Origin of the sequence: Flavobacterium bizetiae (genome assembly GCF_902804475.1) — a bacterium.
GTDB lineage: Bacteria > Bacteroidota > Bacteroidia > Flavobacteriales > Flavobacteriaceae > Flavobacterium > Flavobacterium bizetiae.
Genome location: NZ_CADCSU010000147.1, coordinates 19607 through 37119, shown reverse-complemented (window position 1 = coordinate 37119; position 17513 = coordinate 19607). Strand labels below are relative to the sequence as shown.

Here is a 17513-nt window from a genome sequence, read left to right as displayed (position 1 = left end):
AATTTAAAAAATCCTAAAAATCATATTTTAATATTAAAGGCTTTTAAGGATTTGAATTTAAAAGATTTTGGATGGACCTTACATTTGATAGGCAAAGACTATTTTGATTCTTATTCTAAAATGTTAAAAAACTTTATACAATCTTCTTCTCTGCATAATGATATACATTTGTATGATTCAAAAAGCGATATAAAATATATATTATCCCAAGCTTCTATAGGTGTTTTAGCTTCGACAGAAGAGGGTTTTCCTGTTACTTTACTTGAATATGGCTTAGAAAATTTAGCAGTTTTGTCTACAAATGTTGGATATTGTGAGGTAATTATTGAGAATGATTTTAGTGGGCTTTTGTTTGATCCACATTCTGTTTACGAAGTAAAAGAGCAATTAATAAAATTGGTAACGAATGTATCTTTAAGAAGTAAGCTGGCGGATAATTTAAAAAAATCAGTTTATAAAAATTATTCTGAAGAAGTAGTGATAGAAAAGTTGATTTTATCGTATAAAAAACACATTTAATGAAAGGTTCTGCATTGTCTTATATTCAGCTGGTTTTAATTCATGCCTTAAGTGCTTTGGCGATTTTTGCAGTTCCTTTTTTATCAAAAATCTATGCACTTTCTATTCCTGTTATTGGTTTTTTTATTGTTTATAGAACGAAGAATAAAAATAATGAAGTTCTTTTTATTGCAGCCTATTTAGTAGGAGTTGAGGTTTTTTTACGAATGACCGGAGGAAATTTTAATAATGAGTTTGTAAAAATAAACGTCATTTTCTTCATGCTTTTTGGTATGATTTACAGTAACTTTTCGAAATATGCATCTATATATTGGGTTTTTCTTCTTTTGTTAATTCCTGGTATTTTAATTACATCTACTGTTTTCAATCCTTCCATTGACATTAAAAAATTACTGGTATTTAATTTATCAGGTCCCGTTTGTCTGGTTATATCATCTATATACATGTTTAAAAGAAGAATATTGTTTTCTGATTTGCAGAATATTTTGGTTGCGATGGGATTGCCAATAGTTAGTACGACAGTGTATTTGTTTTTGTTTAATCCTAGCGTTAGAGATGTCGTAACCGGAACACAATCTAATTTTGAAACCTCAGGTGGATTTGGTCCTAATCAGGTTTCGACTATTTTAGGATTGGGGATTTTTATTTTTTTTACCCAATTGATATTATTTTCTAAATCAAAAAAAATAATGATTTTAAACGGAGGGTTACTTCTTTTTATTACTTACAGAGGTATTGTTACTTTTTCCAGAGGGGGAGTTTTGACAGCAGTCGCAATGATTGTTTGCATATTATTTCTACTCTACAGTTTTTCCAATGCTAAGGGCAAAAATAAATTTGTATTTGTTTTTATACTAACGGGCTTTATGGCGGCTGGAGTCTGGGGTTATTCTTCTTTTCAAACTAGAGGACTTATTGAAAAACGCTACGCAAATCAGGATGCAAGAGGAAGAGCGAAAGATGATCGTCTTGGAGGGAGAGAAGAGATCATGGCAGAGGAAATTAGAAATTTTATTGATAATCCCATTTTAGGAATTGGAGCGGGAATGGGTAAAGAAGTTCGAAAAGAGGCTTTTGGGTATGAAGTGGCTTCGCATAATGAAATAACACGTATGCTTAGTGAGCATGGTCTCTTTGGTGTTTTTGGACTTCTGATACTTGGTATAACACCATTTGTTTTATATATTAATAACAAGCAACACTTATATTTTTTATCTTTTTTTGTTTTTTGGCTCCTGACAATAAACCACGCAGCTATGCGAATTGCTGCACCGGCTTTTATATATGGATTAACACTTCTTTCAGTTCAGGTGAAAATTCCCGAGAAAGCTGAAAATTCCGTAGATTAGTATTGTTTTTTTATAATACATTTGCCTCAAGTTTAAGCCCCTAACAAACTGAATAAATGTTCTCGAATAATAAAATGCATTTTGAAATTTCGGAAAGAAGAATATTACTTCTTTTCTTTGATGCTGTTTTTGTTTTATCGGCATTGTACATATTAAGTTTAATATTCGATTATAATTACTTTGTTTTTAATACAAGTAATTTTTTTAGCATTGTTTTACTTCTTAGTTATATATACATTTTTGGATTTATATTCGAAATCTATAATCTGCAGGTCGCAAGTAATCAATTGCAAATTCTTCAGAGCGTAATTTTTACAGCTACAGCTTCAAGTCTGGCATATTTGTTTACGCCTTTTTTATCTCCTGAATTACCAAAGCAGCGATTAATCATCTTAATTTTTTATTCAACAGTACTTTTTACGCTTTTGATTTGGCGCTTGTTTTATGTTTACTTTTTAGCGTCGCAACGATTTTCTCAAAGTGTTGTTTTAATATGTGATCAAAATCAAGTTGAGGAGTTGGTTTTAGGATTAGAAAGCGTCGACCCTCATTATAAGATCATAGGTTTTGTTAATTCGGATTCTATATCTGAAGAAAATTCAAATTTTCATTATGTAAAAGAAGTTAAGAAAAATGATTTGGAAGCTTTTGTGTCTAAAAATCAAGTTTCTGAGATTATAATCGCTTCTCAAAAAACAGACGGAATTACTCCCGATCTATACCAACAATTACTTCACTTGTTAGAATCCGGAAATGTTATTCGCGAATATACTCAGGTTTATGAAAGTAAGACGCAGCGTATTCCAGTGCATTATATTGCGAGAGATTTTTACAGATTTTTTCCTTTTAGCAGAAGTAACACCAATAGGCTTTACCTGTCTTTGGTTCGTTTTATGGAATTTCTGTTTTCCTTTATTGGTTTATCGCTTTGTATTATTTTTATTCCTTTAATTTATATTGTCAATCTATTTGGAAATAAAGGTCCATTATTTTACACTCAGGAGCGCATTGGTAAAAACGGAGTTGTTTTTGAAATTTATAAGTTTAGAACAATGGTCGAAAATTCTGAATTAAATGGAGTTGTTTTTGCCACTTCAAACGACAGACGCATAACTCCTTTTGGGAAAATGATGCGTAAATCAAGAATAGACGAATTACCACAGTTTTTTAATGTTTTAAAAGGCGATATGGCTGTTATTGGGCCAAGACCAGAACGACCTTTTTTTGTTGAGGAAATAGCTAATGTGATGCCTTTTTATGAAACCCGACATGTGATAAAGCCAGGGCTTACAGGTTGGGCTCAGGTTAATTATTCTTATGGCGAATCGATAGAAGAAAGTTTGATAAAATTGCAGTACGATTTATACTATATCAAACACCGCAGTATTTTTCTTGATATTAGTATTACTTTCAAAACAATTACTACAGTTTTATTCTACCGCGGACAGTAATTTAGATAATAATCGGAATACGTTTTTTGTTTCGAATAGCAATTCTCACTAAAACAAATCCGCTTGTGATGATCATTGGTAATACAATTAGGAAATGAGCTTTGTTGATCAGGAAAATAGCGTAAACTATTAAAAATATCAGGTGTAAAACTGCAAATCGATACGTCCATCTTTTATTCTTTAGAATAGAAAGGAAAATTAAAATCAATAATAATGGGCTAAATAAAAGCACATTATAATTCATCGCCAGTTCTTGGTGAAAAGAATAAAATCCCATAAAGACAAAAAAGATTCCTATAAAAGATAAAATCAAAAGATAAATTTTGTCTACTATTTTATTGTGTGCTAAAACAACAAAAGCAAGAATAAAAAGATAAGTATAAACATTATTCCACCATGAACTCGGAGTTTCTTTCTCAAAACTAAGCAATGTTTTACTTTTAGTAACTAGAGGTTGATTTTGATAAGTGGTTTTTTCTAAACTATTTTTCAGTTCAAAAGGCAAAAATATCTTAGTTCCTAATTGATCTACTTTGGTTCCAAAAATGATACTTGTTCCTAATTGATCATAAAAATGACCATTAAAATAAGGGAATAAAATCGATCTGTACGTTATATGCGTATCTCCTTTTTTCGTAATAACCTCACCGTTCAAACTTTTATTGATAATATCTACTACCATTGAAGTACAGTTTTTATCAATAAATTTATAAGTGTAAAAACGATCTTCAGAAGCTAATGTCGTATTTAAATTATCAAAAAGTTTTTGTTTTACATTTTGAGAAACAAGCAATTCTTGTTCGAATACACTTCTTTTTTCATTATTATATTCGTCAATAAATTCAGGGAAGGAATGTACAATTACAAAATATTGTAAATCTCCTTTTGCAAATTTGGCAACAAAGTTTGGAGTTCTAAAATCAAAGGCACCGTAATTAAAAACAACATCAATATTATTTCCAGGATCAGCAACGCGTATAGCAGTATGACCAAAATAAGAATAGGTTTCATTGCCTAATCCACAAGTGATGACACTTATTTTAGCATCTTTGGATAAAGGTAAATTTTGACTGAAACCAATAAAACTTAGTAATAATAGTAAAATAAAAAGTGCTTTTTTGAAAATGACATTTTTCATGATTTAAAATTTTAAGAAGTTTATGGTTTGTAAATTTTATCTAAAGATACCTAAATCTACTTTTAAAGAAAAAATATTTGAGTACAAAGCGGTACTTTGGTTTCCTAAGTCAGTCAGGGCATAGTCAATCTGAATGCCTTTATATTTGAAACCCAGACCAATATTAGGTTGAAAATTTAATTTTTCAGTATTATCTAATTGTGTTACGTTTTGAAAATTTCCTGCTCCGGCTCTTAAAAAAACAAGATCAGTATATCCAAATTCAAACCCAAGGGCAGGATCAATGCTGACTATTCGGGATGAAATAATATCGTTTGTTTGCTCAAAACGCATATTCAGGTTAGTGGCAACCAAAAGACTATAGTCATTATGAAAATCAAATGTTCTCGAAACCCCTAATTGAGCTTTTGGCAAAGTAATTTCGGTGCTTTCAGGTAATTCGTTGTTCTCGCCCGGAATTGCATTAGCGATTTTTGCATATTCTTGTTCATCAATATTCCAAACATTATAAGTTGTTGTAATATCGCGAAGCATTAAACCAAATTTCCAATTGTTTCGCTCGAATTGCAATCCAACATCAAAACCAAATCCCCAGGAATTAGCAAACTTTCCTATAATTCTTCGGATAATTTTTGCATTTACTCCATATTGAAATCCGTCTACAGGCAGCTTTCTTGCATAAGAAAAAGTAAAACCATAATCAGCAGTCGAAAAAAGTCGAATTCTATTATAATCAATATTTCCCTGATTGTCGATTAATTGTGTGGTGTCCATAATATCATCGACACCAAAACGAATCATCGAGATTCCCCAGGCACTTCTGTCGTCAATAGGGCTTGCGTATCCTATATAATCGTATTGGGCAATATTGGCAAAATAATTGGCGTGCATTAACGAAATTTGATGATCTTCAAGATTGGTTAAACCAGCCGGATTCCAATAAACCGAATTCACATCATTTGTAGAAGCAGTAACTGCACTCGACATTCCTAAAGCAGCTGCATCAACACCAATATTCATAAATTCATTCGAATATTTTCGAACAGTTTGTGCATATTGTAATGTGCAATTGAAACAAAATAAAAGCAGTAGGGTTTTCTTCAACGGATATTTTTTTGCAGATCTGAGTCTGTTTTAATTTTTACCAAAAATATAATATTTTACTCAGCAAATTTATTCCAATTGATAAATATTACGAAAGTCAGAATTTCACATTAAAAACTCTTGCAAAAACGCATTTTACATAGAGTTATTATGCTAAATTTGCTGTTCACTATTTATCTAAATTTATAAATCATGAATATCAAAAAGCACATTCCTAACTTAATTACATTAATCAATTTATTTTGTGGTTGTATAGCCGTTGTTTTTGTTTCGCAAGACGATTATTTAATGGCTTTTTATTTTGTTTGTTTGGGAATATTTTTTGATTTTTTTGATGGTTTTTTTGCCAGATTATTCAAAGTTTCAAGCCCGTTAGGTTTGCAATTAGATTCTTTGGCTGATATGGTAACCAGCGGAGTAGTACCAGGTTATATCATGTTTACAATGTTTGCGAAAAGCGCCAATCCTCATGAAGTTATTGGTTCTGTTTTTATTCCTTTTTTAGGATTTATAGTAACTCTGGGGTCTTGCTACAGACTGGCTAATTTTAATATTGATACACGTCAGACAGATTCTTTTATTGGTTTACCAACACCGGCAAATGCGCTTTTTATTTTAAGTCTGCCTTTAGTTTTAGAATATTCGGATTCATTAATTGTATTCGAAATCCTAAGTAATCGTTGGGTTTTATTGGCAATAACATTATGTAGTGCTTATATTTTGAATGCCGAAATTCCTTTGTTTGCTTTAAAAATCAAGAAATTTACGGTAAAAGATAATGTGCTTCAAATCGTGTTTTTACTGATTTCGTTGTTGTTGTTAATAACGCTTCAATACATGGCAATTCCGTTAATTATTATTTTCTATGTGTTGTTATCAGTAGTGAATAATATATTTTTGAAAAAGTAGTTTTATTTGAATGGCAAGAAAAACGACAAGGCGAACTTCTTATTCCAGGAATTCGAAACCTCAAAAATCGATTTTTGCAAAAGCAATTCGTTTCATTATTTGTACTTTTTTTATATTACTTTTCTTTGCTGCAGTGTATCATTATCGTGATGGGCTGAAGTATTATCTTGGCTTTAAATCAGACAAAGTTTTAGACGAAGATGCTGTTGATAAGCACTTGTCTGATGTTCGAAATATTAGAGTTTTAGAAAATCATAAAGGAAAAGTGATTGGTATTGATGTATCTGAATTTCAGGGAAAAGTACAATGGGATGAAGTAGAGGTTTTAGAAGAAAAATATCCTGTACAATTTGTGTTTGTTCGTGCAACTGCGGGCAATGACAGGGTTGACAGACAGTTTAAAAAAAACTGGGAAGGAGCAAAAGAACATAAAATCATACGCGGAGCATATCATTATTACCGTCCGAATGAGAACTCTATCGAGCAAGCCAATCTTTTTATTAAAACAGTAAAATTACAAAAAGGAGATTTGCCTCCGGTTTTAGATATCGAAAGATTGCCTAAGAATCAACCTTTGGATAGTTTGAAAAAAGGTCTAAAACGCTGGTTGAATAAAGTTGAGGCACATTATCAGGTGCGCCCTATAATTTACACAGGCGAAAGTTATTACGATGATTTTTTAAAAGAGGAATTTGGGCAATATTTATTCTGGATAGCCAACTATAATTTCTATAGAGAAAAAATCGAAGATGATTGGCTTTTTTGGCAATTTACAGAAAAAGCTTCTTTGCCTGGAATTAAACACAGAGTAGATGTGAATATTTATAACGGCGATTTACAACAGTTGCAGTTTATTACTGTTGAATAAGCTTTCAGTCTCAGTTTTTAGTTTAAGTAAATAACTGTAAACGAAAAACTGGGACTGAATACTTTTTTCTAGAATTCAAGTTTCTTTTTACGAAGTTCGAAGTTTTGACCTAAGTAAACGCGACGAACCATTTCGTCTTCTACTAATTCTTCCGGAACTCCGGCTTTCAAAATTCCACCTTCAAACATTAAGTATGTTTTATCTGTAATCGCTAATGTTTCCTGAACGTTGTGATCAGTTATTAGAATTCCGATATTTTTATTTTTTAACTGAGCAACAATCCTCTGGATATCTTCAACCGCAACGGGGTCAACTCCTGCAAAAGGTTCATCTAGTAAAATAAACTTAGGGTCAGTTGCAAGGGCGCGTGCAATTTCAGTACGACGACGCTCTCCTCCTGAAAGTAAATCTCCTCGGTTAGTACGTATGTGTTCTAAGCTGAATTCTTCGATTAAACTTTCCATTTTTGCAATTTGTGCCTCTTTTGAAAGTTTAGTCAATTGCAAAACACTTAAAATGTTATCTTCAATACTTAATTTTCTAAAAACAGAAGCTTCCTGTGCCAAATAGCCAATTCCTTGCTGTGCACGTTTGTACATTGGGTAATCAGTAATGTTCAAATCATCAAGATAAATGTTACCCTGATTTGGCTTTACCAATCCTACAATCATATAAAACGAAGTCGTTTTTCCTGCACCATTTGGTCCCAAAAGCCCAACAATTTCTCCTTGATTAACTTCAACAGAAATTCCTTTTACAACACTACGACCTTTATAGGTTTTGATTAAATTATCGGCTCTTAGCTTCATTTTTAATTAGATAATTAGATAATTAGAAAATGAGATAATTAACTCAAATTCAATTTTAAAATTTATTAGAAGGGACAAATTAAAAGTAAAATAATCAATCAGATAAATCAATTAACAAATTATTGCGTTTTCAAAATTATCTAATTGGGTATTTTTAAATTTGATAATTAAAGAATTTCAAGAAGTTATCTAATTATCAAATTGACACATTTTTTAATTCCCTTGCTCTTCCAAAGCTTCCCAAAATTCGTAGGCCCTTCGTAAATGAGGTACTACAATTGTTCCTCCAACCAAAGTTGCGATTCCCATTGCTTCCATCATTTCTTCTTTTGTTACACCTTCTTTATGGCTGGTTTCTAAGTGATATTTTACACAATCATCACAACGTAAAACCGCCGATGCTACTAATCCTAAAAGCTCTTTTGTTTTTACATCAAGAGCTCCGGCTGCATATGCATTCGTATCAAGATTAAAAATTCTCTTTACAATTTTGTTATTATCAGCTAGTAACTTTTCGTTCATTTTAGAACGATAGTCATTAAATTCCTGTACGATATCAGACATTTTCTTTTAATTTATTTTTATAAACAATCCTCGAAATCAGGATACTCACTTCGTAAATAATCAACATTGGTATTGCTACAATAGTTTGACTTACTACATCTGGAGGAGTTACAATTGCAGCTACAATTAAGATAATTACAACAGCATATTTCCAATATTTTCTTAAGAAATCAGGAGTTACTAATCCTAATTTGGTTAAGAAGTAGATAATGATTGGCAATTCAAAAAACAAACCACTCGCAAGAATACTTGTTTTTACCATCCCCATATATGATTCTAATGTAAATTGATTTTTTACAACGTCACTCACAGAGAAAGTAGCTACGAAATTGACAGACATTGGTATTACAACAAAGTAACCGAACAATACTCCTAAAAAGAAAAGTAATGAAGAAGTGAAGATAAATACTTTGGCATTTTTTCTTTCTTTTTCATATAATGCAGGGCTTATAAACTTCCAAAGTTCCCATAAAATAAAAGGGAAACTTAGTATGAAACCTGCTAAAAGACACATCCATACAAAAATGTTTACCTGTCCTTCCATTTCGGTATTCTGAATAATAAAATTCAGCTCGGTAATACAAATGCTATCAGCGAAACCTAGTGAATGAGATAAGTCGCAAAACCAAACATAAGTAAAAAAAGTAGGTCTTATGGGACCTAAAATAATCTGATCAAATAAATAATCACTTATAAAATAAGTAAAAAAAGCCATGATGCATATTGCAATTGTGCTTCTAACTAATAACCATCTAAGTTCTTCAAGATGGTCTAAAAATGACATCTCGCCAAGGTTCTTTTTTGCCATTATACGATTCCTTCTTTTAAAATGTCATGTAAATGTAATACTCCTTTGTACTCTCCGTTATCTGAAACGATAAGCTGTGTTATAGAAAAATCTTCTAATATGTTTAAAGCATCAACTGCCATAGTTTCTGATGATACTGATTTAGGATTTTTTGACATAATATCTTTTGCAGTTAAGTCAGCAATAGTATCTACGTCGTTTAGCATTCTTCGGATGTCTCCGTCAGTAATAATTCCGATAATTTTATCATTTTCGATAACAGCCGTTACGCCTAATCTTTTTTCTGAAATTTCAAAAATTACCTTTTTAACTGAAGTATCCGGAGTAACAGCCGGTTTTAATGAATGCTCGATCATGTCTTTTACTCGAAGCAGTAATTTTTTACCTAAAGCTCCGCCTGGGTGATAAACTGCAAAGTCTTCTGGTTTAAAATCGCGCATTTCCATCAAACAAACTGCAAGGGCATCACCCATAACAAGTTGTGCTGTTGTGCTGTTTGTAGGTGCCAGATTTATAGGGCAAGCTTCCATCTCTACTGTGGTGTTCAAAACATAGTCAGAACCTTTTGCTAAAAATGAAGTAACGTTTCCTGTTATTGCAATCAATGTGTTTCCAAAGCGTTTTAATAACGGAACCAAAACTTTAATTTCGGGACTGTTTCCGCTTTTAGAAATACAAATAATGATATCCTCGTTTTGTATCATTCCTAAATCTCCGTGAATTGCTTCTGAAGCATGCAGGAACATAGATGGTGTGCCAGTTGAGTTAAAAGTGGCTACCATTTTTTGAGCTATGATAGCGCTTTTTCCGATGCCTGTAACGATTAATCTGCCTTTGGTTTCGTAAATACGTTGGACAGCTTCGTAGAAATTTTCGTCTAAAAAATCAATTAGCTTTGTAATTGCTTCACTTTCAGAGAGTATTGTTTTTTTGGCAATCGCCAATATATTTTCCTTTGTAATCAAAACAGGATATTTTAAATTTGTATGTATAAAAGAAAGTTGTATCTTTATGTGTTGCAAATTTATACAAAATACCATTAATATAAATAATGAATTCAAACGAAATTGAAATACACAAGGAATTAAAGAAGTATTTCGGCTTTAGCCAATTTAAGGGTTTGCAGGAGCAAGTCATTACGAGTATCTTAAACAAAAAGAATACCTTCGTAATCATGCCTACTGGCGGTGGAAAGTCTCTTTGTTATCAATTACCCGCTTTAATTCAGGACGGAACAGCAATTGTTGTTTCTCCTTTAATTGCTTTGATGAAAAATCAGGTTGATGCCATCAGAAGCCTTTCCTCAGAAAACGGAATTGCGCATGTCTTAAATTCCTCTCTTACCAAAACAGAAATCGCACAAGTAAAAAAAGACATTACTTCTGGCTTGACCAAACTTTTATATGTGGCACCGGAATCTTTGACAAAAGAAGAATATGTAGCTTTTTTACAAAGTGTGCCTATTTCATTTGTTGCTATTGATGAAGCGCATTGTATCTCAGAATGGGGTCATGATTTTAGGCCTGAATATCGAAATCTGAAAAACATTATTAAACAATTAGGGCAAGTGCCAATCATTGGATTAACAGCAACTGCAACCCCAAAAGTTCAGGAAGACATTCTTAAAAATCTGGACATGTCTGATGCAAATACTTTTAAAGCATCTTTCAACAGACCAAACTTATATTACGAAGTTAGGACAAAAACTAAAAATATAGAATCGGATATTATTCGATTTATCAAACAACATAAAGGCAAATCAGGAATTATTTACTGCTTAAGCCGTAAAAAAGTAGAATCCATTGCCGAAGTTTTACAAGTAAACGGAATCAGCGCGGTGCCTTATCACGCAGGTTTAGATGCTAAAACACGAGCCAAACATCAGGATATGTTCCTGATGGAGGATGTAGATGTGGTTGTAGCAACAATTGCCTTCGGGATGGGAATTGATAAACCAGACGTTCGTTTTGTAATTCATCATGATATTCCAAAATCATTAGAAAGTTACTATCAGGAAACGGGTCGTGCCGGTCGTGATGGAGGCGAAGGACATTGTTTGGCTTATTACTCTTATAAAGATGTAGAAAAGCTGGAGAAATTTATGTCCGGTAAACCAGTAGCAGAACAAGAAATTGGTTTTGCTTTATTGCAGGAAGTTGTGGCTTACGCCGAGACCTCGATGTCGCGTAGAAAATTCTTGTTGCACTATTTTGGTGAAGAATTTGACAGCGAAACAGGAGAAGGTGCAGACATGGATGACAACGTTCGTAATCCTAAAACTAAAGTTGAGGCGAAAGATCAGGCCGTTAAATTGCTTGAAATTGTTCGTGATACTAAACATATATATAAGTCGAAAGAAATTGTCTTTACTTTAATAGGTAGAGTAAATGCTGTAATTAAAGCGCATAAAACCGATACGCAATCCTTTTTTGGTTCAGGATCAGATCATGACGAGAAATATTGGATGGCATTATTGCGACAAGTTTTAGTTGCAGGTTATTTATCTAAAGATATTGAAACTTATGGTGTGGTAAAAATCACCAAAGAAGGTTTGAATTTTATTAAAAAGCCAGTTTCATTTATGATGTCTGAAGATCATGAATACAATGAATCTGAAGACGAAGCAATTGTAACCGCAGCAAAATCATCAGGAACTGCTGATGAAGTTCTGATGGGAATGTTGCGAGAACTACGTAAAAAAGTAGCTAAAAAACTAGGAGTTCCTCCATTTGTTGTTTTTCAGGATCCTTCTCTTGAAGATATGGCTTTAAAATATCCAATCACTTTAACCGAATTGTATAATATACATGGTGTTGGTGAAGGAAAAGCTAAAAAATACGGTAACGATTTTGTGACCTTAATTAGTCGTTATGTAGAAGATAATGATATTATTCGCCCAGACGATTTGGTAGTTAAATCTACCGGAGTAAATTCTGCAAACAAATTATACATTATTCAAAATATAGATCGAAAGTTGCCGTTAAGTGATATCGCTTCTGCAAAAGGACTTTCGATGGATGCTCTGATCAAAGAAATGGAACAGATTGTTTACTCAGGAACTAAATTGAATATTAAGTATTGGGTAGATGATATGCTTGATGAAGATCAGCAAGAAGAAATTCACGATTATTTCATGGAATCAGAATCAGATAAAATCGAAGACGCTCTTAAAGAATTCGATGGCGATTATGATATTGATGAATTACGCTTAATGCGAATAAAATTTATTAGCGAAGTAGCGAATTAAAAAAGTTTACAGTCACAGTTTACAGTCACAGTTTACAGTCACAGTCAGAACTGTAAGCTGTGACCGAAAACTGAGACTGCGACTTAAATTTATTCTCAGTACATAACTGTAAACTGCCACTGAGAACTGTGACTTTCTCACCCTTCATATACTTCCCCGCGATGTGGCTTCAAAGCATCACGTACAGGAATCATATTTTCATCCGTTACTACCATAAAAGCGGTTGCGTGCATATCGTTTATGATTTTAAATCCTGTAATATTCAAAGGCAATTTTTCTATTGCGATATATTCTTTTAAATGAATTTCATGATGTTCGGCTGTTTTTGCCGAAGCCGGACCACGAAAATCCCAAATCAATTTTATTTTTCTAGACATTTTTTTTAAGGTGCAAAGGTTCAGAGAGACAAAGGTACAAAGTCTATTTTGAAAAAAGGTACTGAGGTTCTGAGATACTCAGTTTCTAAGTTTTTTCTTTAGAAACGCAGAGTTGTAAAGAAAATAAAAAACTTTGCGTCTTCGCGACTTTGCGAGATTAAAAAATAAAACTTAGCGCACTTTGCGGTTAATTATATAAAGTCAGTTCAAAATAGTATTTTTGCATGTTCTTTTCATAAATAGAAAAGCTAATTGAATAAATAAAATAAAATGCCAAGAGAACTTTTACTTCAGGTAACTCCAGAAATAGCTGCAAACGAATTGTTGCTAAAAGACTATTTGTCTAAACAAATAAAGGTTTCTCCTAAGGAAATTCAACATGTTTCTATTTTAAAGCGATCTATTGATGCGCGACAAAAAGCGATAAAAATCAACCTGAAAGTGATTATCTATTTACAAGGAGAACCTTTTCAGGAAACTAAAATCGAGCTACCTATATATAAGGACGTTTCTTCGGCTCAGGAAGTAATTGTGGTTGGAGCAGGTCCGGCCGGACTTTTTGCTGCTTTGCAATTAATAGAATTAGGCTTAAAGCCAATTGTAATCGAACGCGGAAAAGATGTTCGTGGCCGTCGTCGTGACTTAAAAGCGATAAATGTAGATCATATCGTAAACGAAGATTCGAATTATTGTTTTGGCGAAGGTGGAGCAGGAACTTATTCTGACGGAAAATTATATACGCGTTCTAAAAAGCGTGGTGATGTGACCAGAATATTAGAACTTTTAGTCGCTTTTGGAGCTTCAGAAGATATATTGGTAGAAGCACATCCACATATTGGAACCAATAAATTACCTAAAATTATTGAAGATATCCGAAACAAAATCATCGAGTTTGGTGGTCAGGTTTTATTTGATACACGTGTAACGGATATTTTGGTGAAGAATAATGAGGTTGAAGGAATTGTAACTCAAAACGGCGACAAGATTTTATCTAATAAATTAATCTTAGCAACCGGACATTCAGCGCGTGATATTTTTGAATTATTAGATAAAAAGAAAATATTTATCGAGGCAAAACCTTTTGCTTTGGGAGTTCGTGCTGAACATTCGCAGGAATTAATAGATAGTATTCAATATAGCTGCGATTATCGTGGTGAGCATTTGCCGCCGGCGCCATATTCGATTGTAAAACAAGTTAACGGTCGCGGAATGTATTCATTTTGTATGTGTCCGGGAGGTGTAATTGCACCTTGCGCCACAAGTCCGGGTGAAGTGGTTACAAACGGTTGGTCGCCATCTAAACGTGATCAGGTTACGGCAAATTCAGGAATTGTGATCGAATTAAAATTAGAAGATTTTAAACCTTTTGCAAAATTTGGTGCTTTGGCCGGAATGGAATTTCAAAAAAGTATCGAACAAAAAGCATGGCATTTGGCTGGAGAAACTCAAAAAGTTCCTGCACAGCGAATGGTCGATTTTACTCAAAATAAAGTTTCTGCTGATATTCCTAAAACTTCTTACGTTCCCGGAACAACTTCGGTAGAAATGGGGCAGGTTTTTCCTGGATTTTTATCACAAATTTTACGTGAAGGATTTAAAGAATTCGGAAAATCAATGCGCGGTTATTTGACCAATGAAGCTATTTTGCATGCGCCGGAAAGCAGAACTTCGTCTCCGGTTCGTATTCCGAGAGACCCAATTACTTATGAGCATTTGCAAATAAAAGGTTTGTATCCTTGCGGAGAAGGAGCCGGTTATGCAGGCGGAATTATATCTGCTGCGATTGATGGCGAAAAATGCGCTTTAATGATTGCCGAAACTTTAAAATAATAGTATTATGAAGAACTTCTTTTCTAATTTCTTTGGTAGAAATAATGATCCAAAATCGATTGTTTCTTTTGATGTTATGGATCTTATTTATTCAGAATTATATAATGGAAATAATAATTTTGAATTTAAAATGAAAGGAGTTCATGATACGATTTCTGTAAGCCTATATTCATTTCCAAGTTCTTTCGATCATGAAGAGGGAAGAGCTGAAATTAAGAAAAGCGGATTTAAAAACGCTTACGAAGTTCTGAACGAAATATATAAAAAGATTAATATTGGTCCCGTTTCTGAAGAACAAATGCTTCAGGAATTAGAGTATGATTATATTCATATTCAGTTTTATACCGAGCCATCGCCCGAAGCTAAAAAGTATCTGAAACATGTTTTGCATAATTTCATGATCTTTTTTTGTTGTACCAATAGCCTGGAAACGAATGATTTTAGAATGATCTATAATAATAGTTATTTTCTGGATTATACAAAAGGAATATTAGAAGCTGAATCTATTGATGTAAATGATCCTAAAAATGAAACTCAGAAAATAGGATTTAAAGAATTTGAAAAGATTTTACAAGGTATTTGTCAGCATCTTAATATAGCATTGCCAGAAAGTGTTCAGCTTCCTTTACAGGAAAATTTATTGCCCGAAGAAGTTGAGATTACCCAGGAAACTTTTGAGGAATTTATTAGATTAGTTTCGAGAGGAAGTATCGATGAGAAATTGGTTCAGAAGCAGTCGAAAAAACTATTAAAGAATTTTAAAAAGGGGCATACAGAATATCATGAAATAGTGCAAGGTCATTGGGCTTTTTTTGAAATTATCGATGCCTGGAACAGCGACTGGAAATTTGATCCTGAAGATGCGGAAGCCTTTATCTCAGAAATGATAGGCGAAGATCTTAATTTCGATTATCCTGAAGAAACTTATAGCCATGATTTGTTTCCTTACATACAATCGGCTTTAGAAAAAAGAGGTTTTGAATTAATGAGTTACGATACGCACGGAGATAATTATTTGTTTTTTGTAGCAAATAAAAGTGATGTTGCGAGAATTTTAGAATTGTCTGAATTGACGAAAATTGAGGTAGATAGTTTGTAAATTAAATTATCAGTTGTTCGTTATCTTGATTTCTGTGATAAATGTAATTTTTTTCAGGAGCTAATCCCGCTATACGTTCCAATCTTTTGTGGCGAACACCGCCACAAAAGGATTTCCACTTCTATCGGGGCTAGGACAATCATTTTCATAACAATATTTTCATATAGTTTGTCATCCCGAGGAACGAGGGATCACACTAGAAATTCCGCAAAGTATATCGAAAATCCTTATTGAGTTCCGAGTGTGATCCCTCGTTCCTTGGGATGACAAGATTGTGCTGAAGCGTAAGTCTGAGAACTGAGACTGAGACTGAAAACCGCGGCTGAGACTGAGAACTGCATACGCACGCCCTAATCATTTATGGAATCAAAATAATCTTTCCGGTACTTTTTCGGCTTTCGAGATAATCGTGTGCTTGTTTTCCTTCGGATAATTTGAAAGAAGTTGGTTCTGAAAGCTTTATTTTTCCTTCGATGATCCAGTTGAATAATTGACCAGATCTTTTGATTCTTTCTTCTTTTGAGTTTAGGTAACTCCATAAATCTCCTCCGGTTAAGGTTTTTGAAGTATCCATGAGCATTCTCGGATTTACAGGTTCAGGATCTCCGCCCGCCATACCGAAGAAAACGACTTGTCCGCATTCTTTGGTAACTTCAAAACTATCGGATAAAGTGCTTCCGATACTATCATAAACAACATCAACGCCATTTGGAATTATTTTAAAAATTTCTGATTTCCAATCTTCATTATACAAAAAAACATGGTCGGCACCTTGTTCGATTGCTACTTTTGCTTTGTCTGGAGAGGAGGTTAAACCAATAACATTGGCATCCAAAGATTTACTAATTTGAGTAAGAAATTGACCAACTCCGCCAGCAACGGCGTGAATTAATACGGTTTCGCCTTTGGTGGTTTTATGACTGTCGGTTGCGAGATATTGTGCGGTTAAACCTTGTAGTAAAATAGCGGCTGCGGTTTCGAAAGAAATAGCTTCGGGAAGCGGCAAAACGTGATTGATATTTACGGCAACCAGTTCTGCATTCGCAAAAGGAACATCGGCGAAAGCCACACGATCTCCAATTTTATATTCGGGATGATTGTTATTGTCAACTACGATTCCGGCACCTTCGTAACCGGCAATAAAAGGCGGATTTCCTTTTAGGTGATAATTTCCTTTTCGTCTGTACACATCGGCAAAATTTAATCCAATGGCTTTCATTTCGACTAGAATCTCATCGGTTTTTAATTCAGGATTCGGAATTTCGATGTATTCTAAAACATCAGAATTTCCAAAAGAAGAGAAGGTAAGTGCTTTTATTTTTTAATTGAATTAAGGAATACAAAGTACGTGAAAATTCGTTTTCAGTTTGAAATTTTTTATAGCCACAAATTGGTAGAATTAAAAGATTTTTGCTAAGAATTTTAAGGATCTAAACTGATT

Annotated in this window: 16 protein-coding genes; 8 read left to right on the top strand and 8 right to left on the bottom strand. The window is 33.3% G+C overall.

Going from position 1 to position 17513, the window contains the following annotated elements:
* From FLACOL7796_RS19905 to FLACOL7796_RS19895, 3 genes are all read left to right on the top strand, one after another.
* Positions 1-519: glycosyltransferase (locus FLACOL7796_RS19905; protein WP_173972545.1), on the top strand; the 519-nt coding region annotated here is incomplete at its 5' end.
* Entirely contained in the window at positions 519-1868 is a 1350-nt protein-coding gene (locus FLACOL7796_RS19900; protein WP_173972544.1) for an O-antigen ligase family protein, read from the top strand. The genes FLACOL7796_RS19905 and FLACOL7796_RS19900, both read left to right, overlap by 1 nt.
* A 56-nt stretch (positions 1869-1924) precedes the next feature.
* The gene (locus tag FLACOL7796_RS19895; RefSeq protein ID WP_173972543.1) at positions 1925-3319 is read left to right on the top strand and encodes a sugar transferase; all 1395 of its coding nucleotides are present in this window, start codon (positions 1925-1927) and stop codon (positions 3317-3319) included.
* A 1-nt stretch (position 3320) separates the two neighbouring features.
* Here the strand turns inward: FLACOL7796_RS19895 and FLACOL7796_RS19890 are convergent, their stop codons facing one another.
* Positions 3321-4457, bottom strand: a complete 1137-nt coding sequence (locus FLACOL7796_RS19890) for a lipoprotein N-acyltransferase Lnb domain-containing protein (RefSeq protein ID WP_173972542.1) — start codon at positions 4455-4457, stop codon at positions 3321-3323.
* A 36-nt stretch (positions 4458-4493) separates the two neighbouring features.
* On the bottom strand, positions 4494-5561 hold the full coding sequence (locus FLACOL7796_RS19885; protein ID WP_455550749.1) for a putative type IX sorting system protein PorV2: 1068 nt from the start codon (positions 5559-5561) through the stop codon (positions 4494-4496).
* A gap of 192 nt (positions 5562-5753) precedes the next feature.
* On the opposite strand from FLACOL7796_RS19885, the gene FLACOL7796_RS19880 reads away from it, so the two are divergent.
* The gene (locus tag FLACOL7796_RS19880; protein ID WP_173972541.1) at positions 5754-6470 is read left to right on the top strand and encodes a CDP-alcohol phosphatidyltransferase family protein; all 717 of its coding nucleotides are present in this window, start codon (positions 5754-5756) and stop codon (positions 6468-6470) included.
* A gap of 10 nt (positions 6471-6480) precedes the next feature.
* A complete protein-coding gene (locus FLACOL7796_RS19875; protein ID WP_173972540.1) occupies positions 6481-7338 on the top strand; it encodes a glycoside hydrolase family 25 protein in 858 nt (285 codons plus the stop codon).
* A 68-nt stretch (positions 7339-7406) separates the two neighbouring features.
* Here FLACOL7796_RS19875 and lptB read toward each other — a convergent pair whose 3' ends face one another.
* The 4 genes from lptB to FLACOL7796_RS19855 all read right to left on the bottom strand — a co-directional run bounded on the left by lptB (position 7407) and on the right by FLACOL7796_RS19855 (position 10484).
* Positions 7407-8147 (bottom strand): LPS export ABC transporter ATP-binding protein, encoded by a 741-nt coding sequence (gene lptB / locus FLACOL7796_RS19870; protein ID WP_012022391.1) that lies wholly within the window; start codon positions 8145-8147, stop codon positions 7407-7409.
* 213 nt (positions 8148-8360) lie between these two features.
* Positions 8361-8711: a carboxymuconolactone decarboxylase family protein gene (locus FLACOL7796_RS19865; RefSeq protein ID WP_173972539.1), complete on the bottom strand. Its 351-nt coding sequence runs from the start codon at positions 8709-8711 to the stop codon at positions 8361-8363.
* Positions 8704-9519 (bottom strand): twin-arginine translocase subunit TatC, encoded by an 816-nt coding sequence (tatC, locus tag FLACOL7796_RS19860; RefSeq protein WP_173972538.1) that lies wholly within the window; start codon positions 9517-9519, stop codon positions 8704-8706. The genes FLACOL7796_RS19865 and tatC overlap by 8 nt, the downstream gene beginning before the upstream one ends.
* On the bottom strand, positions 9519-10484 hold the full coding sequence (locus FLACOL7796_RS19855; protein WP_173972537.1) for a KpsF/GutQ family sugar-phosphate isomerase: 966 nt from the start codon (positions 10482-10484) through the stop codon (positions 9519-9521). The genes tatC and FLACOL7796_RS19855 overlap by 1 nt, the downstream gene beginning before the upstream one ends.
* A gap of 86 nt (positions 10485-10570) precedes the next feature.
* Here FLACOL7796_RS19855 and recQ point away from each other — a divergent pair, with 86 nt between their 5' ends.
* On the top strand, positions 10571-12766 hold the full coding sequence (gene recQ, locus FLACOL7796_RS19850) for a DNA helicase RecQ (protein ID WP_173972536.1): 2196 nt from the start codon (positions 10571-10573) through the stop codon (positions 12764-12766).
* A 137-nt stretch (positions 12767-12903) separates the two neighbouring features.
* On the opposite strand, the gene FLACOL7796_RS19845 is transcribed toward recQ, so the two are convergent.
* Positions 12904-13143 carry a hypothetical protein gene (locus FLACOL7796_RS19845; RefSeq protein ID WP_173972535.1) on the bottom strand — a complete coding sequence of 80 codons (240 nt, stop codon included), beginning with the start codon at positions 13141-13143 and terminating at the stop codon, positions 12904-12906.
* A 270-nt stretch (positions 13144-13413) separates the two neighbouring features.
* Here FLACOL7796_RS19845 and FLACOL7796_RS19840 point away from each other — a divergent pair, with 270 nt between their 5' ends.
* Together FLACOL7796_RS19840 and FLACOL7796_RS19835 are read left to right on the top strand one after the other, a co-directional pair.
* Positions 13414-14973 (top strand): NAD(P)/FAD-dependent oxidoreductase, encoded by a 1560-nt coding sequence (locus tag FLACOL7796_RS19840; protein ID WP_173972534.1) that lies wholly within the window; start codon positions 13414-13416, stop codon positions 14971-14973.
* A 7-nt stretch (positions 14974-14980) separates the two neighbouring features.
* Complete coding sequence (locus FLACOL7796_RS19835) at positions 14981-16072, top strand: DUF6630 family protein (protein WP_173972533.1); 1092 nt, start codon at positions 14981-14983, stop codon at positions 16070-16072.
* Between the two features lie 358 nt (positions 16073-16430).
* Here the strand turns inward: FLACOL7796_RS19835 and FLACOL7796_RS19830 are convergent, their stop codons facing one another.
* Positions 16431-17291, bottom strand: a complete 861-nt coding sequence (locus FLACOL7796_RS19830) for a quinone oxidoreductase family protein (protein ID WP_232067416.1) — start codon at positions 17289-17291, stop codon at positions 16431-16433.
* Positions 17292-17513 lie beyond the last annotated feature (222 nt).